The organism is Pseudomonas sp. GG8 (genome assembly GCF_052976945.1).
In genome coordinates this window covers 2,349,941-2,370,169 of the sequence record NZ_JBRIIP010000001.1, presented here as the reverse complement: position 1 = coordinate 2,370,169, position 20,229 = coordinate 2,349,941, and the positions used below count along the sequence as shown (strand labels likewise).

Here is a 20,229-nt window from a genome sequence, read left to right as displayed (position 1 = left end):
TTTACCCGGCCTTGCGAAAGGTAAAGTTGATACGCTGTTCACCCAGCAGCGGATGCTCAGCGTGTTTGAGTGGCAAGACGCCATGGTAGCGCAGTCGGTCTTCTCCGCCCCACACCACCACGTCGCCATGAAACAGCGGGACGCGTTGGGCTTTGTCGCTACGCGCCATGCCGCCAAACAAGAACATGGCCGGGATGCCCAAGGACACCGAGACGACCGGCCACTCATAGTCGAGTTCGTTTTTGTCCTGATGCAAGGACATTTTTGCCCCAGGTGCATAGCGGTTGATCAGGCAGACATCGGGCACGAAGCCTGCAAATCCGGTCTTGCTCGCCGCCGCCTGGGCCAGTTGCATGAACACATCAGGCAAGCCTGGCCATGGGTTGCCGGAGCCTGGATCGATTGGGGTATAGCGGTAGCCGCTGCGGTCAGTGACCCAGCCGAGACTGCCGCAATTGCTCAAGGCCGCCGACATAGTGAAACCACCAGGGGTGACCATATGCCTGAAAGGGGCCTCGCTGAGAACACGCTCCAGCGCAGGCAATAGGTGTTCGCCCCGCGACAGAGCGAATCCCCTGAGGACAAACGAGCGCGGGCCGATGTGTTCAATGCAGGGCGCCAGCAGAGTGTCATCGGCGAACAAGTCAAGGGTGGCAGGCACCGAACGCTCACGTCGAATCATGGGAAGTCTCTGCTGATTCGTCTGTGTGCCCGTCGCTCAAGCGCGACTCAGAGCGCCTTACTGACTTTGACGTCGGTCACTTTATCGTCGCTGCCGTTGTGCATTTTTTCGAGAGTCGCCTTAGCTTCCTCGGAGGAGGCTGATTGCAGCTGAGCAAACTCAAACCGGCGTTCGCCGTTGAGTTTGTAGCTGATAGCGTATTTGGTGGTAGCGGTGGGAGTGCTCACAAGGGATTCCTTTTCTGACACGATTCAAGCGTTATCAGCTCAGCCGGGTTGCCGAACGACGAACAATCTTGATGGTGTGAGTGAACGACGGCTTGCGGCCACCGCCCGTATCGACTTTTCGCCCCGCGGTATCAATGGTGATGTTCCAGAAACCGGTGCTGGGTGCCACAATCTTCGCCGGGAATCTGTCGAAAGCACCGCCGTGGTAAGTGTGGCGGCCGCCGTTCTTGAAACTGCGGAAATTCGCGTCATTCATTAAGCGGATATTGCAGAGCTGGGAACACTCAATGACGACGATGTCGTCTTCGTTGAGATGCTCGCGCTGGTGTACAAATTTCATGGTGTCTCCGAAAAAGGCTTTTTCTGCAAAATCAAAACGATAGCATGAGCGCGCAGGCATTTAATCGCCGATACCCATTTTATTACGTTAATACTCGATAAAAAGTGCCTAAACCCGGATCTAATCGTTCTCAGGCTTGTCGTAGGATTCTAACTGGAGGGATTGTATGAAATTGGCAGTAGTTTTTTTGGCTCTCGCGATGACCGGCTGCGCGACTCTTGAAGAGATTGAGCATACCCCACCTACCATGAGCGTAATTTCCGGCAAGAGCCCGAAAGCCTATGCCGATTGCTTGGTGGGTAAGCTAGCCAATAGCCGCAAGCCGCCGTTGATCGAGGCAAACAATGATGGCTTGCGCGTCATCATTGCGCAAAAATTCAGCTCGGACCCCGCAGCAGTGGTGATGATCGAAAACCGTTCCAGTGGCAGCTCAATCAAGGTCTACGAACGTATCGCGAACATGCCGCTGCGGCCCATGGATGTCCAGAAAGCCGCCACAGATTGCATCTCCGGCTGAAGCCGGAAGCAGGTCTGACGGGGTGGAGAGTTTCGATTGTTTGAGGGATGTATGAAGCGAGAGTTGGTGACGCTGCGGCATGCAGAAGGGAATATTTCGACCACTCACATCATTCAGAATCCGGCCACTGCGGGGGAGTGGATCGTATTTTTCAAGACAAGCGCGGGCACAAGCTTTTTTCTGGTAGATGATGACGACGAAGTCGAGTCTTTCTACCAGTTGGACGAGTTGGTGGTAACCATCCGCGGGCTGGGTATCAAGTTTGCGGAAATTCACCTGTAAAAGCCCTGTCAGTTCAAAAAAACAGTCGACGGGGCATTTTCTGGTGGACGTGAAGTCAGTGCTACTTACAGGTCACGATTACGTTGCGGCTTTTGTAGTTGCCTACGTCGACGCCTAGCGTTTTGTCGCTTTCTTTAGGTTGCGCCGTCCCATTAGTCGCAACAATGTTGTAGCCCGTGCCTGCGCAGGAGGCGTCCGCTTTCTCGTAGCAACTGCTCCAAGACATGGCTTCTCCTGAACAGTCGATGCTCAGGCCCTGCTGGCCGTTGTTCAAGTAGGTATTAGACGCGGTCGCACAGCCGGTGAGCCCCAGTACAGCGATAACTGCTAAAAGTTTGTTCATGGTTTCATGCTTCGTGATGAGCGCTATCGGGGAGTGTCTGCCATTTTTTCGACCGACTGATGGCGTAATAGTTGCACGCGAATCATGCGAGATTTACGTCCCGCACACATCGGCATCGCGACCATCGACGATCAGGGTTTAGGGTTGGAGCGGCGGCGCGGGGCTTTGGGTTGGTCTTGCAGGACTGCGGCGACTTCGATGGCTGCGCTTTCCGAGGCGAACGGACCCGCAATAGCTTCGCCAAGGGCATCAGACACCCACCATTGGCCGTCCTGCAATTTGTTGATCAGGTATCCATTAACGCTTTTCACTTCCGACATCATCAATCTCTTTGGATGTTCCAGGCCGTGCATGATAAAGCGCATGTCCACACGCTGCACTTTATTCCCGCACAACCAAGCGAGGTCAACTACGCTTGAGCGAGTCACGGCGCACCGTGTTCAAGGTGTAGGGGCCTTGGCTCAAGTGATTGAATGTGCGCCGTCCGGCAGACAGATTTCGATCATATATGTGATTTGAAGCGTGGACCAACAGTCTTTGAAGCGTGCAATATCTACGATGTTGCGGAACTATATGTGCTGAAATTCCTCTACCAAAGCAGCGGACGGCCAGTGACGGGGCATTGTAAGGTTGCCGCCGCCTGATTAGACTGCGCCGCAAACAGCCACAGCCTTTTTTATTAGGGACTTATATGATCAAGAAATGCTTGTTCCCAGCAGCCGGTTACGGCACTCGCTTTCTGCCAGCGACAAAAGCCATGCCCAAGGAAATGCTGCCGGTGGTCAACAAGCCACTGATCCAATACGGCGTGGAAGAAGCACTTGATGCAGGTCTGAATGAAATCTCCATCGTCACGGGTCGTGGCAAACGAGCTCTGGAAGACCACTTTGACATCAGCTATGAGCTGGAAAACCAGATCAAGGGTACCGACAAGGAAAAATACCTGGTCGGTATTCGTCGCCTGATCGACGAATGCAGCTTCTCCTACACGCGCCAGACCGAAATGAAAGGCCTGGGCCACGCAATCCTCAGTGGTCGCCCTTTGATCGGCAACGAAGCGTTTGCTGTCGTACTGGCCGATGACCTGTGTGTGAACCTTGAAGGTGAGGGCGTTCTGGCTCAGATGGTCAAGCTGCATAAGCACTATGGCTGCTCGATCATTGCGATTCAGGAAGTCGATCCACAGGAAACCAACAAGTATGGTGTGATCGCTGGTGATGAAATCAAGGACGGTCTCTACCGCGTCACTAACATGGTAGAAAAGCCGGCTCCTGAGGACGCACCGTCCAATCTCGCGATTATCGGCCGCTATATCCTGACCCCTGACATCTTCAAATTGATCGAAGAGACTCCGCCGGGCAAAGGCGGTGAAATCCAGATCACCGACGCCCTGATGAAACAGGCCGAGCAAGGCAACGTGCTGGCCTACAAGTTCAAGGGCAAGCGTTTTGACTGCGGTGGCGCTGAAGGCTACATCGAAGCGACCAACTTCTGCTTCGAGCACTTCTACAAGAAGGGCAGCTAAGCATCTGAGTTTCTTTCAGGCTTGCTTATAGGACAAAGCCACCTTCGGGTGGCTTTGTCGTTTCTGGCCAACAGCGCTGACCGACAATGCCGAAGCGGTTATGCTGTTGGCCTGCTAAGGAGACAGCAATGGCCTACGACTTCGACCTTTTTGTGATTGGTGCCGGTTCCGGCGGTGTACGAGCGGCACGTTTTGCCGCCGGTTTTGGTGCGCGCGTAGCGGTTGCGGAAAGCCGATACCTGGGTGGTACCTGTGTCAACGTGGGTTGTGTGCCGAAAAAATTGCTGGTCTACGGCGCTCACTATTCTGAAGATTTTGAGCAAGCCAAAGGCTTTGGCTGGTCGGTCGGTGAGGCCAGGTTCGATTGGCCGACCTTGATTGCCAACAAAGACCGTGAAATCCACCGCCTTAATGACATCTATCGCAACCTGCTGGTTAACAGTGGCGTGACTCTGCTTGAGGGGCACGCCAAGCTGCGCGATCCGCATCAGGTTGAAATCGGCGGTCAGATTTACAGCGCCGAACACATTTTGATCGCGACCGGCGGCTGGCCACAGGTCCCGGAATTCCCTGGAAGCGAACTCGCGATTACCTCTCAGGAGGCTTTTTTCCTCAAACAGCTGCCAAAACGTATCGTAGTGGTTGGCGGTGGCTATATCGCCGTGGAGTTTGCGTCGATCTTCAACGGTCTTGGCGCTGAGGTCACTCAGCTGTATCGCGGCGAATTATTCCTGCGCGGTTTCGATGGTGCCGTTCGGACGCATCTGCAGCAAGAACTGACCAAGCGCGGCATTGATCTGCAATTCAATTCCGATATCGCGCGAATCGACAAACAAGACGACGGTAGTTTGCAGTTGTCGCTCAAGGACGGTCGTCAATTGACCGCCGACTGCGTGTTTTACGCCACCGGGCGGCGGCCGATGCTGGATAATCTCGGGCTGGAAAATACCCGGATCAAACTCGACAAGGCCGGCTATATCGAAGTCGACGAGCGCTATCAAAGCAGCGAACCGTCGATTCTGGCGATTGGCGACGTCATCGGCGGGGTGCAACTTACGCCAGTCGCGCTGGCCGAAGGCATGGCGGTTGCTCGACGCCTGTTCAAGCCTGAGCAGTATCGTCCGGTTGACTACACTCATATTCCAACGGCGGTTTTCAGCCTGCCGAACATTGGTACCGTGGGCCTGACCGAGGAAGATGCCAGGAAAGCGGGTCACGAGGTTCAGATTTTTGAAAGCCGTTTCCGCCCAATGAAGCTGTCGCTCACCGACAATCAGGAGCGCACGCTGATGAAGCTGGTGGTCGACGTCAAAACGGATAAGGTGCTCGGTTGCCACATGGTCGGGCCAGATGCCGGCGAAATCATCCAGGGCTTGGCCATCGCGTTGAAAGCCGGCGCCACCAAACAGATATTCGATGAAACCATTGGTGTACACCCGACGGCAGCCGAGGAATTTGTCACGTTGCGTACGCCCGTCGCCAGCTAAGCTGGTTAAATATCGCCAGTCATCACTCGAGCTGCAGGATGAGGATTGAGCCATGCAGAAGAAATTTTCAGGACGTGGGTCAGTTTCTTGAGTAGCCACAACCTTTGGGGCGCTGTGCCCTGGAGCGAGGAGGCGCGGTTAGCTGCGCTTGCTCACTTCAACATCCTCGACACGTTACCAGAGCAGGCATTCGACGATATTGCCTGTCTCGCGGCCCAACTGTGCGAGGTGCCGATGGCGCAGATCAATCTGATCGATGCCGGGCGCCAGTGGCCAAAGGCTCAGGCCGGGCTGGCGTTGCCGGAAGTGCTCTTCGCAGATTCCATTTGCGTTCAGACGATTCGTCAGCCCGGCGTGATGATGGTCGCCGATCTGCGAGTGGATCCACGTTTCGCCGATAACCCTCTGGTCGCCAATGCCCCAAACCTGCGTTTTTATGCCGGGACCGCGCTACTCACCGCTGAAGGGCTGCCGCTGGGTACGCTCTGTGTCTACGATGTAGAGCCTCGACATCTTTCCGAGTCGAAGCTTGCCACTCTGGTCGCCTTGGCACGACAGGTGGTCAGCCAGTTGGAGTTGCGTCGGGCTTTGTACGATCAGCAAGAAGCGCTGCGTGATCTCAATGAGGGGCTGGAGCGGCGGGTGGCAGAGCGCACCCTGGAAATGCTTCGGATCAACGAATTGCTTCAAGTCGAAATGAGAGAGCGTGAAAACGCTGAAGAGGCGTTGCGCCATGCACAAAAAATGGACGCTATCGGGCAACTGACTGGCGGTATTGCCCACGACTTCAACAACATGCTGACGGGCGTACTTGGCGCGCTTGAGTTGATTCAGCGACGCGTCGCCGCCGGGCGCGTAGGGGAAATCGGTCGCTATATTGATGCGGCGATGACCTCGGCCAACCGTGCGGCCTCGTTGACGCACCGACTACTGGCGTTTGCCCGGCGTCAGTCGCTGAACCCGAAGGCGGTGGACGTGAATCGGATGGTGATCTCCATGGAGGAGTTGCTGCGGCGCACGCTTGGCGAAAGTATCGTATTGCGCACTGACCTTCAGGCTCGCTTGTGGCAAGCCAACACCGACGAACATCAGTTGGAAAACGCCTTGTTGAACCTGGTGATCAATGCCCGCGACGCGATGCCTGGCGGTGGACAGCTGACGATCAGAACAGCCGTCGCGCGCATCGATATCCAGCAGGACACGCTGGCGCCCGGTGAGTACGTGCTGCTGAGCGTTGAGGACAGCGGTAGCGGAATGTCGGCCGAGGTGCTCGGTCGTGCCTTCGATCCCTTTTTTACCACCAAGCCGATCGGGCAGGGCACCGGGCTAGGGTTGTCCATGGTTTACGGGTTCATCAAGCAAACCGGTGGTCATGTGCACATCGACAGCGCCGAGGGGCAGGGTGCGCGCATTCATTTGTATTTGCCTTGCCATCTGGAGCGGGGTGAGCGGCATATCGCCGAACACGAAAACCCGAGCCCGCCGCGGGCGCTAAAGGGCGAGCGAGTGCTGGTGGTCGAGGGCGAGGTGGCAGTGCGCACGCTGGTGATCGATGAATTGCGTGAGCTAGGTTACGCGACGCTTGAGGCTGGCGACGGTGAAGCCGCACTCATTGTGTTGCAAGGCCAGGAGCGTATTGATCTGCTGGTCAGTGATGTCGTGCTGCCAGGGCTTGACGGGCAACAACTGGCAGACACTGCCCGACAGCATCGTCCTGATCTGAGTGTGTTGTTCATGACGGGTTATGCGAGTAGTGCTGAAATGTGCGCGGGGTTTCTTGATCAAGGCATGGATATGTTGATCAAACCATTCAGCATCGATGAGCTGGCACTCAAAGTGCGCAAAATGATCGAGCGCGCACGACCTTGAGCGCGAGGGCCTGAGTGTTGATTACAGTTGCGGTGTTGGTGTTTCGGACACTTCGTTGATAGCTGAATGAGATGTGCGCAGGTTTTCCAGGGCTAACTCAGCCTTGATCAACTCGAGCTGAAGTGTTTGGTTTGACTGTTGTTGCTCGGTCAGAACCTGTTTTAGCAGATCACTTTCGCTCTGTGCTGCACTCAGGCGTTCTTGCAGTAATGCGCATTGGGTGTGCGTGTGTTGGTACTGCTCGCTCAGACGTGCCGATTGGTTCGTCGCCTTATTCAATTGCTCTTGCCGCGCGCTCAGCTCGCGCAGGGTGCTGCGGGTTTCGGCCAGCAAGCGCTCATTGTCACGGTTCAGTTGGGTGATCTCATCCTGGCGAATCATCGCGCTTTGTTGTGCCTGACGCAGCTCCATCTGCACCTGTTGCAACTGCCCCTCGTGACGACGCTGTTCCTGCTCACGCTGTTCCTTGACTGAGTTGCGATAGTGCTCAAGAGCGTCACGCGCATGCAGGTGTTTTTCCTCCAGCGACCGTATTTGTCCCTCCTTGTCCTGCACGCGAAGCTCAATATCCTGATGGGCTTGAAAGAGGCGGGCGGTAGTTGTTTGCTCGGTATGCAGCAACTGGCGAGTGGCGTCCAGCGCTGCGTTTTGTACGCGAAGATCATCGCTTTGGGCGGTGAACTGGATTTGTAGCTCGCTCAGCTGGTGCTGTGCTGCCATCAATTCCTGTCGCAGTTCATCCTGTTTAGCTGTAAAGGCGTTTTGCGCCTGGTCGACAAGCGCTTGCGCCTGTTCCTGTAATCGCTGCGCCAGTCGACTCACCAGCTCAGTCAACTCGTCCCCGATCTCGGCCTGTGGCGCATTGCTGCGGGCATCAGTTTCGTCCAATTCCTTCAAATAACGGTGAATGGTCGTCTTCGAGCCGGTGTTACCCATTTCGATACGTACAGCGTCGATGCTCGGGTGCTCGCCGCGGGCAAGCAGCGCGGTGCGTGCCATTTGAACGACTGCCTTGTTTACACCGCCGCGTGCCATGTCGAACTCCTACGATTTCGTACTGTGGTATGTACACTGTAATTACATACTACATGAATGTTAATTATGCTGCTGTATTTCTAAAAATACACATGGGATATTAAGGTATTATCCAATCCGATCCGCAAAAAACGCGTTTCAACCGCGCTTTTCAGTACACAAACGGAATCTCCAACCATGAATGATCTCGATCGCTACTTATCAGCTGCGATCCGTGACAACACGCGGCGCAGCTACCGGGCGGCCATCGAGCATTTCGAAGTGACGTGGGGCGGGTTTCTGCCCGCGACCAGCGACAGCGTGGCGCGCTACCTGGTGGCGTATGCCGGCGTGCTGTCGATCAACACGCTGAAGTTGCGCTTGTCTGCATTGGCGCAATGGCACAACAGCCAAGGATTTGTAGACCCGACCAAAGCGCCCGTCGTACGAAAGGTGTTCAAGGGTATTCGCGCCCTGCATCCCGCTCAGGAGAAACAGGCTGAGCCACTGCAACTGCAACAGCTGGAACACGTGGTGGCGTGGCTCGATCAAGAAGCCGTTCAGGCGCTGGCCGATAACAATCAGCCTGAGCTTTTGCGTTGTCGTCGCGATGCGGCGCTGATCCTGCTGGGATTCTGGCGAGGTTTTCGCAGCGACGAACTGTGTCGCCTGGACATCGAACATGTTCAAGCCGTCGCGGGCTCGGGGATCAGTCTGTACCTGCCACGCAGCAAAAGTGATCGGGACAATCTGGGCAAAACCTACCAGACTCCGGCACTTCAGCGTTTATGCCCGGTACAGGCCTACATCGAGTGGATCAATTGCGCAGCTCTGGTGCGCGGCCCGGTATTCAGAGCCATTGATCGCTGGGGCAATCTGGGCGAAGAGGGCTTGCACGCCAACAGCATCATTCCGTTGCTGCGTCAGGCGTTGGAGCGTGCGGGCATTCCCGCCGAGCAGTACACCAGTCACTCATTACGCCGGGGTTTTGCCACGTGGGCGCACCGCAGCGGTTGGGACCTGAAGTCGCTGATGAGCTATGTCGGCTGGAAAGACATGAAGTCGGCTTTGCGCTACATCGAAGCCACGCCATTCATGTCAATGAGTGGCGGCGCAGAGGCTCCAGTGATTTCTTCTATTAATAAACATCTCTTATAGTGAAAACCAATCAGCGGCATGAGGTTTGCCAATGAGCCCATGCAGCCGGTTGTGCGTAAGATCCGTCTCATAGATTTTTCCAACCACCAGGAGATTCATCGATGCCTATCATCAACAGCCAAGTCAAGCCATTCAAAGCCACTGCGTTCGCCAACAACGCATTCGTCGACGTCTCTGAAGCCGACCTGAAAGGCAAATGGTCTGTCGTATTCTTCTACCCAGCTGACTTCACCTTCGTTTGCCCTACCGAACTGGGCGATCTGGCTGATAACTATGCTGAGTTCAAGAAACTGGGCGTTGAAATCTACGGCGTGTCGACTGACACCCATTTCGCTCACAAAGCTTGGCACGACACGTCCGAGGTGATCAGCAAAGTCCAGTTCCCATTGATCGGCGACCCGACTCACGTGATCTCGCGTAACTTTGATGTGCTGATCGAAGAAGCAGGTCTGGCTGACCGTGGCACCTTCGTGATCAACCCTGAAGGTCAGATCAAAATCGTTGAACTCAACGATGGTGGCGTAGGCCGTGATGCTTCCGAGCTGCTGCGCAAGGTCAAAGCTGCTCAGTACGTTGCTGCTCACCCAGGCGAAGTTTGCCCTGCCAAATGGAAAGAAGGCGAAGCCACTCTGGCCCCGTCTCTTGATCTGGTCGGCAAGATCTAAGTCGACATGCATCGGCTGGGGGCCATGAGCTCTTAAGCACGTAATCCGCATCGCCCCCAAAAACGCCCGGGCGACCATCGCCTGGGCGTTGTTTTTTCTAGCGTACAAAAAAAGGAAATCGCCCTCATGTTGGACGCCACTCTTAAAGCCCAGCTGAAGTCATACCTGGAGCGGGTTACCCTGCCGTTCGAGATCGTTGCATCCCTTGATGACGGCGCGAAATCCGAAGAAATGCTCGCGCTGCTCAAAGACGTCGTCAGTCTGACGCCGCACATCACCTTGCTCGACAGCGGGACTGATGCGCGCACGCCGTCGTTCTCGTTGAACCGCCCGGGAGCCGATATCAGCCTGCGCTTTGCCGGCATCCCAATGGGCCACGAATTCACCTCGCTGGTGTTGGCGCTGTTGCAAGTTGGCGGCCATCCGTCCAAAGCCAGCGCAGACGTTATCGAACAGATTCGCTCGCTCAAGGGCGAATTCAATTTTGAAACCTATTTTTCCCAGTCTTGCCAGAACTGCCCGGACGTCGTTCAAGCCTTGAACTTGATGGCCGTACTCAACCCTGGCATCCGTCATGTCGCCATCGACGGTGCATTGTTCCAGACTGAAGTCACTGACCGGCAGATCATGTCCGTGCCGAGCGTTTACCTGAACGGTGAATTGTTTGGTCAGGGTCGCATGGGGCTGGAGGAAATTCTGGCCAAGATCGACACAAGCGCAGGTGATAGGCAAGCTGAAAAGCTCAATGCCAAAGACGCCTTTGATGTGCTGATAGTCGGTGGTGGCCCTGCCGGTGCGGCGGCTGCGGTCTACGCGGCACGCAAAGGTATTCGGACCGGTGTTGCGGCTGAGCGTTTTGGCGGTCAGGTGCTTGATACCATGGCCATCGAGAACTTCATCTCTGTTCAGCACACCGAGGGCCCTAAACTGGCCGTTGCGCTGGAAGAGCACGTCAAGCAATACGACGTCGACATTATGAACCTGCAGCGCGCGGATCAGCTGATTCCGGGCAAGGCCGGAGCGTTGCACGAAGTGAAGTTCGCCAGCGGCGCCTCGCTCAAATCCAGGACCGTTATTCTCGCGACTGGCGCAAGGTGGCGCGAAATGAACGTCCCCGGCGAGCAGCAATACCGCAACCGTGGCGTGGCGTACTGCCCACACTGCGATGGCCCGCTGTTCAAGGGTAAACGTGTCGCCGTGATTGGTGGTGGCAACTCGGGTGTAGAAGCAGCTATCGACCTGGCGGGTGTCGTCAGTCATGTCACCTTGCTGGAGTTTGATGTCCAGCTGCGCGCCGACGCAGTGTTGCAGCGCAAGCTCAACAGCCTGCCGAACGTCACGGTGATCACCAGCGCGCAGACCACGGAAGTGACGGGCGACGGCCAAAAGGTCAACGGCTTGCTCTACAAAAATCGCCAATCCGGCGAAACATTGACCATCGAGCTAGAAGGGATCTTCGTCCAGATCGGCTTGCTGCCTAACACTGACTGGCTCAAAGGCACCCTCGAGTTGTCACCGCGCGGCGAGATCGTTGTTGATTCACGTGGCGAAACCTCTATTCCCGGGATTTTCGCCGCCGGTGACGTCACCACCGCGCCCTACAAGCAGATCATCATCGCGCTGGGCGAAGGTGCCAAAGCATCGTTGAGTGCGTTCGATCACTTGATCCGTACTTCTGCACCGGAGTGATTCAGGCGCTTGCGATTAAGGAGCCTCCTGCATGCAGGGGGCTTTTTGATAACAATCGTACTTAGAGGTCAGAGCGGCGTCGGCTGAATGATTTCGACCCAATAGCCATCCGGGTCTTCGATGAAGGCCAGGCTGTTCATGCGGCCATCGGCCAGGCGCTTCTGAAACGGGACGCCCAGGCTTTCGAAGCGTACGCACGCCACGTGAACATCCGGGACGGAGAGGCAGATATGGCCGAAACCGCGCGGGTCGGTGTTGCCGTTGTGGTAGGTGAAGGCCGTGTCGTTCTCGGTACCGTGGTTGTGAGTCAGCTCCAGAATCCCGGGAATGGATTTCATCCACTGGTTGCGAGCGGCTTCACCTGCAGGGATCTGGGCTTTATCCACCAGCGCAAGGAAATACAGGCTGAATTCGGCTTCAGGGAAATCACGTTTTTCAACCAGGCTGAAGCCTAATACGCGGGTGTAGAAATCCAGGGAAGCCGTAATGTCCTTGACCCGCAGCATGGTGTGGTTGAACACAAAGCCCAGTGTCGCGACATCCGGGGTGGCGGTGACGCCGGTAAAGGTGTTCAGTTCGTGCAAGCTCATGGGTATCTCCCGTTAAAAAATCTGTAATCGCCAAATGATACGGGGCAGGGCAGTCGGTGCCAAACCCGGGCGGTGATAAAAAGACGGCAAAGCCTTGTCCGTTGGCGGTGACAGGCTCAAACTTTCCGGCTCATTGTCCTGGTAGTACCGATCATGATTTACCTGCAACGCAGATCATCCTTGATAAGCCTGTGCCTGCTGCTCGGTCTGAGCGGTGTGCATGCGGCCGATGTGATGATCACCTGGCCGAGCGGTTGGGAAGTAGAGCCTTTGCCCCCAGTCGCTGATGCGGCAGCTCAGCCGTCAGTGCAGATGAGACAACGCGCAGTGAAGAATGATCAGAATGGCGACCCGATCATGGTCATGGAGTTGACTCAATCGCGGCTTCAGCCGGGGCATGATGTCAACGTGCAGAGCGTATTGCTGGAAATGCGCAAATCAGTCCAGATCGACTTTGCCCGTGGTGGATTTCAGAGCGTTTGCAGCAAGATCCATAAAAGCACCCTGAGTGATCTTCCGGCGCTGGAAACCACCTGCACCATCACTCAGAACGGCGGGCACGTCATGACTCAGACCCTGGTCGCGGCCGCAAGCCACGACATGGCCTGGTCACTTTCCTACGCGGGCTCTGCCGATGGCTACGTCGCGAGCAAGGAGGAGGTGCAACGCATTAGGGACAGCCTGCACTTGGTGGTTGCGCCGTAAACGTAAAGGCGCGAGCCATCGCTGGCGCCAAATAACAGACAAAAAGAAACCCGCCGAAGCGGGTATTGGGGCGCTAATCCTTTAGCAGTGCTCATCCTGTAAGAATCGATGTGAAAAATGTGTGAAGTGAAAAGTCAGCCCGACTAGTGAGCGCGATGGTGCCGGGCGGGTGCGACTCCCACAATCGGGGTTGAGCTTCTCGGTGCATCGCAGGGCTGACCATTATTAGATGCGCGCAGATGCAGTATCGAATGGCCACTACATGAACTCTCTTCAAGTAAACTGTCTGTTATTATTTTGTTACATTGCCGACTTCTGCGACGAAAGAGAACAGTCAAGTCGAGACCTGAAGGAAAAGTCTGAAATACCTGTATGAATAGGCATCTGTATGAATATGTACCTGATTGAACTACTAGCGACACTCTTCGTGACTATTTTCCTGTCGGAAAGCTGAACCAGTGACTCATTGCCATAGCGGTGAAGTTGACAGGCAATAAAAAGCCCTGCACGGCAGGGCTTTTTAAGTTCGATGATTTGGATCAAGTGCGAAGCCATGAATCTACGGTATCGACACCGTATTGCTCTTTCCAGGCTTTCAGACCACGGTGATTACCACCTTTTGTTTCAATCAACTCACCTGTGTGCGGGTTCTGATAAACCTTCACGACACGTGCCCTGCGGCGTTTTGGACCTGTAGGCGCGACCTGAGACGACGAGCTGTTGGGGTCGAGGATGGCGACGATGTCGCGCAGGCTCTTGCCGTAGCTGCTCATCAAGCCCTGAAGCTTCTGTTCGAATTCGATCTCCTTCTTTAGTCCAGCGTCATTCTTCAAGGACTCCAGCTGTGCCAGCTGTTCTTGAAGGGCTTTTTCTGCTGCGCGAAACTCGGCGAGTCTAGACAAATATGTTACTCCGACAGTGTAGTTGGCTGTTCCCAGCCCGACAAAGCTATAAGCAAGAGCTTCTGGCCGACGCTTTCGTTCAATTCTCTACCACAACCCCTGAGCGAGTTCCTTCTGTGAAGAAACTAACGGCTTGCGGTCAGTCGCGCCCAAGTGAAAAAGGGTAGTTGATAACCCGTTGCGGGTAAATAATGCACTTTTTTTTCGAGTTAGAAAATAGTCTTTATGCAAATGATTATAGTGAGCGCGGAATTTCACTTTGCCGACGCCCTAATTCTTTGTGGTATCAGATGAAGGACCGTGTAAGTAATTTCCGATATTAGCCGCGCGTCGGAAAACCAGGAACATTGGCTTCCGGCGCGTATATCAGAGCACTAGAGGCCCTGTTGAAGCGCAGGGTCATCCGGGTTCTGCTGCTCCAGTTCTGCAAGCAATACCTGAACCTTTTGTAGTTGCCCACTTTCTTGCCAGTAACGAATCAGCAGGACCCGTGCGGCACGATTGGCGGGGTGACGCTGGACGATTTCTTCGAGCTGCTTCTGTGCCGCCTCCAGTTGATCGAGGTCGTGCAAGGCAACGGCCAGGTCATAGCGGTAGCCATTATTTTCCGGCTCAAGCTCCAGCGCTTTTGCCAACGCAAGCAGGGCGTATTCGCTTTGCCCGTGGTGCAGCAGCCATATACCCAATACGTGTTGCAGCGTCGCGGATTTGGGGTTGCGCTCTAGCTGTTGACCCAGCAGCTGCCGAGCCTTGTCAACCTGGCCCTGCTTATCGAATGCGGCAATCTGGGCCAGTCCGGCTTGCAGGTTATTCGGGTCCAGCACGATCGACTGTTCCAGCGCCTTCATGGCCGGAATCTGATCACCGCTGTGCAGATAAAGGGTGGCCAGTTGCAGTTGGCTCTGACTGGTCGGCGGCTGGTCAGCGAGGATGTGCTCATACTCTTCAACGACCTGCTCCAACGGGCCAAAGTACAGTCCCAACTCGTCGGGTGTCAGTCCCAGCAGGGCTTTCGCCGCACTGAAGCGTGTGGCCTGGTCGGTTTCATCGAGCAGAGGCCCCAGCAACACACTGCGCTGACTGCCGGAAACCAGCTTGACGATGGCATCAATCGCCGCCTGTCGGACCGTTAGCGCGCTGTGGTGTAAATCACCATTTGCCAGTTTCAATGCCTGTGGGCTCGGGTAGTTAGGCAACTCTACCAGCAAGTTGACGCGGCGGATGTCAGACAGGTCGGTACGTGACAACTGTTGATAAAGTACCCGAGCGGCTCCCGGCTTACCGTTGTGCGCTTGTTCCAGGGCTTGGGAGTAACCGTGCGGGGTAGCAAAGGTCGGCGGAGTGGAAGGAGGGCTGCGAAACAACAGGAAACCCGCGCCAAAAACTATGATTGATAGCGTGATCGTGTAACCGAGGCGCCACTGACGGCCGGTTTTTGGCTCAGTGGAGGAACCTTTAAAAGGCGGTTTTGGCATACCTGTATCCAGACCATGACGGCTTGCAGCTTCACGGAGTGACTGTCAGCTGTCAAATGACAATCATCCCGACATCCCCGACAGCGTGTTCGGAGGGAGCACAAAAAGCCCCGCGACCGTAAGGAGGCGAGGCTGAAAGGTTAACCGATGAAGTCCATCACTAGAGGAGTTACGGGCATCAGGCCTGTGGCTGCCAGCCACCACCCAACGCCTTGTAAATGGCAACAATTCCCCGATACATCTCGACCTCGGCCTGAGCCTGAGAATCTTCGGCGGCCAATCGCTCACGCTCGGCGTCGAGTAGCACAAGGAAGTCCACTGTGCCTTCGCGGTACTGAATAGACGCCAAGTCAGCAGCGGAACGACTCGCTTCGCTTTGACGCAACAGCGAGATCAGCCGTTGTTGCCGCTTACCATAGTCACTGAAGGCATTTTCCGACTCTTCCAGGGCCAGCAGCACCTGCTGTTCATAGGTGGCCAACGCGCCGTCGGCTTGAGCATCGGCGCCACGAATCCGTGCACGCACGCTGCCGAGGTTAAACGCGGCCCAGGTAATGCTTGGGCCAAGCGCCCAGGCTTGCGCGGCTGATGAGCCGAGTTGCGAACCGCGTGCGGCGGTGAAGCCCAGGAACCCACTGAGGCTGACGCGTGGGAACAGGTCTGCAGTCGCGACACCGATGCGCGCCGTCGCAGCCGCCAGTTGGCGCTCGGCACTGCGCACGTCGGGACGATGGCGCAGCAGCTCAGTCGGATCGCCGATGGGCAAGGCTTTGGCGATGGCCGGCAATTTAGCCGGGCTCAGGTCGATGGTCAGGGCCTCTGGACGCTCGCCCAACAGCGTGGCGATGCGATTGCGCTGGCGCACTTGTTCTGCTTGCAGTTGCGGCACAGTGGCCTCGACGGCCGCCAGTCGTGCATCGGACCGCACTACGTCGAGCTCATTGCCCACACCGGCTTCACGCAGGTTCACGGTAATGGTGCGCGAGTCCTCTTGGTTCTTCAGGTTGGCCCGAGCAATGCCTTCGCGCAGTTGTGCGCCGCGCAGTTGCCCGTAAGCATCGACCAACTCGGCAGTCATGGTGACCTGAAGTTGGTAAAGATTGGCTTCGGCCACCTCCTGATCGGCGGTGCTGGCTTCCAGTTCACGCTGGATCCGTCCGAACAGGTCGAGCTCCCAGGCCATGTCCAGTCCCAGGTCATAGCGCTCGGTGTTGACTCGTTGGGTCGTGGTCCCCGGTTGCTGACCTTTGCCCAGATCGCTGCTGACGCGGCTGGTGATCACCGGCATGGCATCGTTGCTGATGTCGTCGCGAATCGCACGGGCTGCGCGCAAACGGGCAAAGGCGACGCGCAATTCACGGTTGCCGGTCAATGACTGAGCCACTAGCTGGTTGAGAATCGGGTCATCGAACTGCTGCCACCAGACGGTTTCAAGGTGACTGCGGTCGTAGTGACCTTTTGCCGCTGATTCGACCTTGGCCGGTGCGGTGTCCGGGGTTTTATAGTCCGGGCCGACGGCGCAGGCCGCGAGGGCAAGGACCAGAAGGCTCGGGAGAAAGAGTTTTACGCTCATTGTTGCGCCTCCAGCGTCAGGGCCTTGTCAGCGTTGCGAGCCTGCTTGCGTCCCACATAGTTACGGATCAATACGTAGAACACCGGTGTCAGCAGCAGGCCGAAGAAGGTCACCCCGAGCATCCCGGAGAACACCGCCACGCCCATGGCATGACGCATCTCTGCACCGGCACCGCTGGACAAGACCAGAGGCACAACACCCATGATGAACGCGAAGGAGGTCATCAGGATTGGACGCAGACGCAGACGGCACGCTTCGAGTACCGCAGCCAGCGGGGTCATACCTTCATCTTGTTTGTCTTTGGCAAACTCGACGATCAGGATCGCGTTCTTACACGCCAGGCCCACCAATACGATCAAGCCAATCTGGGTGAAAATGTTGTTGTCGCTACCGGCAATGATCACCCCGACGATGGCTGACAGCAGCGTCATCGGTACGATCAGAATCACCGCCAGAGGCAGGCTCCAGCTTTCATACAGCGCGGCCAACACCAGGAACGCCAGCAGCACACAGAGCGGAAACACCAGCAGTGCAGTGTTGCCGGACAAAATCTGCTGATACGTCAGGTCAGTCCACTCGTAGGTCATGCCGTTGGGCAGTTCTTCCTTGAGCAGTTTTTCAACGGCGCTCTGCGCTTGCCCGGAGCTGTAGCCGGGCGCGGCTGCACCGTTGATTTCAGCCGTGATGAAGCCGTTATAGTGCATGACGCGATCAGGCCCTGAGGTATCGCTGACCTTGATGAACGTCGCCAGGGGGATCATTTCGCCCACGTTGTTGCGCACTTTCAGTTGACCGATCTGCTCAGCCTCCAGACGGAATTGTTGTTCAGCCTGAACGTTGACTTGATAGGTACGGCCAAAACGGTTGAAGTCGTTGGCATACAACGAACCCAGATAGACTTGCAGGGTGTCGAAGATGTCCGAGATAGCTACACCGTGGGTTTTAGCCTTTTCACGGTCGATAGCGGCATCGACCTGTGGCACGTTGACCGTGTAGCTGGTGAATAACCCGGCCAGTTCAGGCACGCCATGGCTCTTGTTGATGACGTTCTGGGTTTCTTTGTACAGCTCTTCGTAACCCAGGTTGCCACGGTCTTCGATTTGCAGGCGGAAGCCGCCAATAGTGCCGAGACCCTGTACCGGTGGTGGCGGGAAAATCGCCATGTAGGCTTCCTGGATCACTCCGAACTTACCGTTCAAGGCACCGGCAATCGCGCCCGCCGATTCGCTCTTGTCCTTGCGCTCGTCGAATGGCTTCAAGGTCACGAAGACGATGCCCGCGTTAGGGCTGTTGGTGAAGCCGTTGATCGACAGGCCAGGGAAGGCGACCGCACTTTCTACACCAGGCTGTTTGAGCGCGATGTCAGACATGCGTTTGATCACATCTTCGGTACGGTCCAGGCTTGACGCATCCGGCAGTTGAGCAAAGGCCACCAGATACTGTTTGTCTTGTGCAGGCACGAAACCGGTCGGCGTGTTGGCGAAGCCGAACCAGGTCATCACGATCAAACCCGCGTAGACAAACAAGGCGATGCCGCTGCCACGGATAACCCGGCCTACGGTTCCTACATAGCCACGGCTGGCTTTGTCGAAGAATCGGTTGAACGGCCGGAACAACCAGACACCGAACAATTTATCGAGAAATCTGGAAAAGGCATCCTTCGGCGCATCGTGGCTTCTAAGTAACACGGCGGCCAGGGCTGGCGACAAGGTCAAGGAGTTGAACGCGGAGATCACTGTAGAGATCGCAATCGTCAGGGCGAACTGTTTATAGAACTGCCCGGTCAACCCGGAGATGAATCCCGCCGGGATGAACACTGCGCACAACACCAGCGCGGTGGCGATGATCGGTCCGGTGACTTCACGCATGGCGCGTTTGGTCGCTTCGACCGGCGTCAGTCCCAGCTCGATATTACGTTCGACGTTCTCCACCACGACGATGGCATCGTCCACCACGATACCAATGGCCAGTACCAATCCGAACAGCGACAGCGCATTGAGCGAGAAACCGAACATGTGCATCACGGCAAAGGTGCCGATCAGTGAGACCGGAACAGCCACCAATGGAATGATCGAGGCGCGCCAGGTCTGCAGGAACAGGATCACCACGAGCACGACCAGGATCAGTGCTTCGAACAGCGTGTGGACCACTGCTTCGATGGAGCCGCGGACGAAGATCGTCGGGTCATAGACAATCGAGAAGTCCATGCCTTCCGGGAAGTTATTCTTCAGTTCGGCCATTTTGGCGCGAACTTCGTTGGAGATATCGATGGCATTGGAGCCGGGGCGCTGGAAGATCGGGATAGCCACCGCAGGCTGGTTATTCAGCAGAGAACGTAATGCATACTGGCTGGAGCCAAGCTCGATCCGCGCAATGTCCTTGAGGCGAGTGATTTCCCCTCCGGCGCCGGAGCGGATAATGATGTTTTCGAACTCTTCCTCACTGACCAGGCGACCCTGAGTATTCACCGACATCTGGAAGCTGGTGGCACCCGGCGCAGGTGGCGAACCAAGGGACCCGGCAGCGACCTGACGGTTCTGTTCACGTATCGCAGCCACGACGTCGGTCGCGGTCAGGTTGCGTGAAGCGACCTTGTTCGGATCAAGCCAGACACGTAGCGAATAGTCGCCCATACCAAACAGTTGGACATCACCGACACCGCCCAGACGCGCCAATTCATCCTTGATATTGAGCAAGGCATAGTTGGACAGGTAGAGCATGTCGTAGCGTTTGTCCGGCGAGGTCAAGTGCACGACCATGGTCAGGTCGGGGGATGCCTTGTCCACGGTGATACCAATGCGCGTCACTTCTTCGGGCAGTTTGGGGGTGGTCCGGGTCACACGGTTTTGCACCTGCACCTGAGCGTTGTCCAGGTCAGTACCCAGGGCGAAGGTGATGGTCAGGGTGATTTTGCCGTCAGCGGTGGACTGCGAGGACATGTAAAGCATGTTCTCGACGCCGGTGATCGCCTGTTCCAGCGGTGCAGCCACGGTTTCACCGATGACCTTAGGGTTGGCACCCGGGAAGTTTGCACGCACCACGACGGTGGGGGGCACGACTTCCGGGTATTCACTGATCGGCAGCTGGAACAGTGAAATCGCGCCTGCGATCAGGATCAGCAGTGATAACACCGCTGCAAAGATCGGCCGCGTAATAAAGAATTGAGAGAAGTTCATTATGGTTATC

Annotated in this window: 19 protein-coding genes and 1 pseudogene; 9 read left to right on the top strand and 11 right to left on the bottom strand. The window is 56.2% G+C overall.

Annotated features, from left to right (window positions below; translation table 11 throughout):
- Window position 1 precedes the first annotated feature (1 nt).
- The 3 genes from alkB to ACVBEG_RS11365 are packed head-to-tail and all read right to left on the bottom strand — an operon-like array spanning window position 2 to window position 1,249.
- On the bottom strand, window positions 2–682 hold the full coding sequence (gene alkB / locus ACVBEG_RS11375) for a DNA oxidative demethylase AlkB (protein WP_447107708.1): 681 nt from the start codon (window positions 680–682) through the stop codon (window positions 2–4).
- A gap of 47 nt (window positions 683–729) precedes the next feature.
- A complete protein-coding gene (locus ACVBEG_RS11370) occupies window positions 730–909 on the bottom strand; it encodes a hypothetical protein (protein WP_322179208.1) in 180 nt (59 codons plus the stop codon).
- Window positions 910–943: 34 nt separating this feature from the next.
- Window positions 944–1,249 carry a DUF1883 domain-containing protein gene (locus ACVBEG_RS11365; protein WP_322179209.1) on the bottom strand — a complete coding sequence of 102 codons (306 nt, stop codon included), beginning with the start codon at window positions 1,247–1,249 and terminating at the stop codon, window positions 944–946.
- Between the two features lie 166 nt (window positions 1,250–1,415).
- Between ACVBEG_RS11365 and ACVBEG_RS11360 the strand changes: the two genes are divergently transcribed.
- Together ACVBEG_RS11360 and ACVBEG_RS11355 are read left to right on the top strand one after the other, a co-directional pair.
- Entirely contained in the window at window positions 1,416–1,766 is a 351-nt protein-coding gene (locus ACVBEG_RS11360; protein WP_322179210.1) for a hypothetical protein, read from the top strand.
- A gap of 51 nt (window positions 1,767–1,817) precedes the next feature.
- Window positions 1,818–2,048, top strand: a complete 231-nt coding sequence (locus ACVBEG_RS11355; RefSeq protein ID WP_322179211.1) for a hypothetical protein — start codon at window positions 1,818–1,820, stop codon at window positions 2,046–2,048.
- A 61-nt stretch (window positions 2,049–2,109) separates the two neighbouring features.
- On the opposite strand, the gene ACVBEG_RS11350 is transcribed toward ACVBEG_RS11355, so the two are convergent.
- Together ACVBEG_RS11350 and ACVBEG_RS11345 are read right to left on the bottom strand one after the other, a co-directional pair.
- Window positions 2,110–2,391, bottom strand: coding sequence for a hypothetical protein (locus ACVBEG_RS11350; RefSeq protein ID WP_447107707.1), 282 nt, complete (start codon window positions 2,389–2,391; stop codon window positions 2,110–2,112).
- Between the two features lie 131 nt (window positions 2,392–2,522).
- A complete protein-coding gene (locus tag ACVBEG_RS11345) occupies window positions 2,523–2,711 on the bottom strand; it encodes a hypothetical protein (RefSeq protein ID WP_322179213.1) in 189 nt (62 codons plus the stop codon).
- A gap of 371 nt (window positions 2,712–3,082) precedes the next feature.
- Between ACVBEG_RS11345 and galU the strand changes: the two genes are divergently transcribed.
- From galU to ACVBEG_RS11330, 3 genes and pseudogenes are all read left to right on the top strand, one after another.
- Window positions 3,083–3,916, top strand: a complete 834-nt coding sequence (galU, locus tag ACVBEG_RS11340) for a UTP--glucose-1-phosphate uridylyltransferase GalU (protein ID WP_219059733.1) — start codon at window positions 3,083–3,085, stop codon at window positions 3,914–3,916.
- A 128-nt stretch (window positions 3,917–4,044) separates the two neighbouring features.
- Complete coding sequence (gorA, locus tag ACVBEG_RS11335) at window positions 4,045–5,403, top strand: glutathione-disulfide reductase (protein WP_447107706.1); 1,359 nt, start codon at window positions 4,045–4,047, stop codon at window positions 5,401–5,403.
- A 600-nt stretch (window positions 5,404–6,003) separates the two neighbouring features.
- Window positions 6,004–7,272: pseudogene (locus ACVBEG_RS11330) on the top strand (ATP-binding protein); the annotation flags it as partial.
- Window positions 7,273–7,293: 21 nt separating this feature from the next.
- Here ACVBEG_RS11330 and ACVBEG_RS11325 read toward each other — a convergent pair.
- Entirely contained in the window at window positions 7,294–8,307 is a 1,014-nt protein-coding gene (locus ACVBEG_RS11325; RefSeq protein ID WP_447107705.1) for a DNA-binding protein, read from the bottom strand.
- 177 nt (window positions 8,308–8,484) lie between these two features.
- Between ACVBEG_RS11325 and ACVBEG_RS11320 the strand changes: the two genes are divergently transcribed.
- From ACVBEG_RS11320 to ahpF, 3 genes are all read left to right on the top strand, one after another.
- Window positions 8,485–9,444 carry a site-specific integrase gene (locus ACVBEG_RS11320; protein WP_322216449.1) on the top strand — a complete coding sequence of 320 codons (960 nt, stop codon included), beginning with the start codon at window positions 8,485–8,487 and terminating at the stop codon, window positions 9,442–9,444.
- Between the two features lie 101 nt (window positions 9,445–9,545).
- On the top strand, window positions 9,546–10,109 hold the full coding sequence (gene ahpC / locus ACVBEG_RS11315) for an alkyl hydroperoxide reductase subunit C (protein WP_219059729.1): 564 nt from the start codon (window positions 9,546–9,548) through the stop codon (window positions 10,107–10,109).
- 126 nt (window positions 10,110–10,235) lie between these two features.
- Window positions 10,236–11,798 carry an alkyl hydroperoxide reductase subunit F gene (gene ahpF, locus ACVBEG_RS11310; protein ID WP_447107704.1) on the top strand — a complete coding sequence of 521 codons (1,563 nt, stop codon included), beginning with the start codon at window positions 10,236–10,238 and terminating at the stop codon, window positions 11,796–11,798.
- A gap of 68 nt (window positions 11,799–11,866) precedes the next feature.
- Here ahpF and gloA read toward each other — a convergent pair whose 3' ends face one another.
- Entirely contained in the window at window positions 11,867–12,388 is a 522-nt protein-coding gene (gloA, locus tag ACVBEG_RS11305) for a lactoylglutathione lyase (protein WP_447107703.1), read from the bottom strand.
- 153 nt (window positions 12,389–12,541) lie between these two features.
- Between gloA and ACVBEG_RS11300 the strand changes: the two genes are divergently transcribed.
- The gene (locus tag ACVBEG_RS11300) at window positions 12,542–13,093 is read left to right on the top strand and encodes a DUF4946 domain-containing protein (protein ID WP_322179220.1); all 552 of its coding nucleotides are present in this window, start codon (window positions 12,542–12,544) and stop codon (window positions 13,091–13,093) included.
- Window positions 13,094–13,632: 539 nt separating this feature from the next.
- Here ACVBEG_RS11300 and ACVBEG_RS11295 read toward each other — a convergent pair.
- From ACVBEG_RS11295 to ACVBEG_RS11280, 4 genes are all read right to left on the bottom strand, one after another.
- On the bottom strand, window positions 13,633–13,995 hold the full coding sequence (locus tag ACVBEG_RS11295; RefSeq protein WP_322179221.1) for a histone-like nucleoid-structuring protein, MvaT/MvaU family: 363 nt from the start codon (window positions 13,993–13,995) through the stop codon (window positions 13,633–13,635).
- Between the two features lie 374 nt (window positions 13,996–14,369).
- Entirely contained in the window at window positions 14,370–15,470 is a 1,101-nt protein-coding gene (locus tag ACVBEG_RS11290) for a tetratricopeptide repeat protein (protein ID WP_322179222.1), read from the bottom strand.
- A 178-nt stretch (window positions 15,471–15,648) separates the two neighbouring features.
- Entirely contained in the window at window positions 15,649–17,043 is a 1,395-nt protein-coding gene (locus tag ACVBEG_RS11285; RefSeq protein WP_447107702.1) for an efflux transporter outer membrane subunit, read from the bottom strand.
- Window positions 17,040–20,219, bottom strand: a complete 3,180-nt coding sequence (locus ACVBEG_RS11280) for an efflux RND transporter permease subunit (protein ID WP_447107701.1) — start codon at window positions 20,217–20,219, stop codon at window positions 17,040–17,042. The genes ACVBEG_RS11285 and ACVBEG_RS11280 overlap by 4 nt, the downstream gene beginning before the upstream one ends.
- Window positions 20,220–20,229 lie beyond the last annotated feature (10 nt).

What these genes read in the sequence shown, in the direction of transcription:
- alkB (WP_447107708.1), bottom strand. Translation starts at nt 682, where the DNA reads ATGATTCGACGTGAGCGTTCGGTGCCTGCCACCCTTGACTTGTTCGCC.
- ACVBEG_RS11365 (WP_322179209.1), bottom strand. Translation starts at nt 1,249, where the DNA reads ATGAAATTTGTACACCAGCGCGAGCATCTCAACGAAGACGACATCGTC.
- ACVBEG_RS11360 (WP_322179210.1), top strand. Translation starts at nt 1,416, where the DNA reads ATGAAATTGGCAGTAGTTTTTTTGGCTCTCGCGATGACCGGCTGCGCG.
- ACVBEG_RS11355 (WP_322179211.1), top strand. Translation starts at nt 1,818, where the DNA reads ATGAAGCGAGAGTTGGTGACGCTGCGGCATGCAGAAGGGAATATTTCG.
- ACVBEG_RS11350 (WP_447107707.1), bottom strand. Translation starts at nt 2,391, where the DNA reads ATGAACAAACTTTTAGCAGTTATCGCTGTACTGGGGCTCACCGGCTGT.
- ACVBEG_RS11345 (WP_322179213.1), bottom strand. Translation starts at nt 2,711, where the DNA reads ATGTCGGAAGTGAAAAGCGTTAATGGATACCTGATCAACAAATTGCAG.
- galU (WP_219059733.1), top strand. Translation starts at nt 3,083, where the DNA reads ATGATCAAGAAATGCTTGTTCCCAGCAGCCGGTTACGGCACTCGCTTT.
- gorA (WP_447107706.1), top strand. Translation starts at nt 4,045, where the DNA reads ATGGCCTACGACTTCGACCTTTTTGTGATTGGTGCCGGTTCCGGCGGT.
- ACVBEG_RS11325 (WP_447107705.1), bottom strand. Translation starts at nt 8,307, where the DNA reads ATGGCACGCGGCGGTGTAAACAAGGCAGTCGTTCAAATGGCACGCACC.
- ACVBEG_RS11320 (WP_322216449.1), top strand. Translation starts at nt 8,485, where the DNA reads ATGAATGATCTCGATCGCTACTTATCAGCTGCGATCCGTGACAACACG.
- ahpC (WP_219059729.1), top strand. Translation starts at nt 9,546, where the DNA reads ATGCCTATCATCAACAGCCAAGTCAAGCCATTCAAAGCCACTGCGTTC.
- ahpF (WP_447107704.1), top strand. Translation starts at nt 10,236, where the DNA reads ATGTTGGACGCCACTCTTAAAGCCCAGCTGAAGTCATACCTGGAGCGG.
- gloA (WP_447107703.1), bottom strand. Translation starts at nt 12,388, where the DNA reads ATGAGCTTGCACGAACTGAACACCTTTACCGGCGTCACCGCCACCCCG.
- ACVBEG_RS11300 (WP_322179220.1), top strand. Translation starts at nt 12,542, where the DNA reads ATGATTTACCTGCAACGCAGATCATCCTTGATAAGCCTGTGCCTGCTG.
- ACVBEG_RS11290 (WP_322179222.1), bottom strand. Translation starts at nt 15,470, where the DNA reads ATGCCAAAACCGCCTTTTAAAGGTTCCTCCACTGAGCCAAAAACCGGC.
- ACVBEG_RS11285 (WP_447107702.1), bottom strand. Translation starts at nt 17,043, where the DNA reads ATGAGCGTAAAACTCTTTCTCCCGAGCCTTCTGGTCCTTGCCCTCGCG.
- ACVBEG_RS11280 (WP_447107701.1), bottom strand. Translation starts at nt 20,219, where the DNA reads ATGAACTTCTCTCAATTCTTTATTACGCGGCCGATCTTTGCAGCGGTG.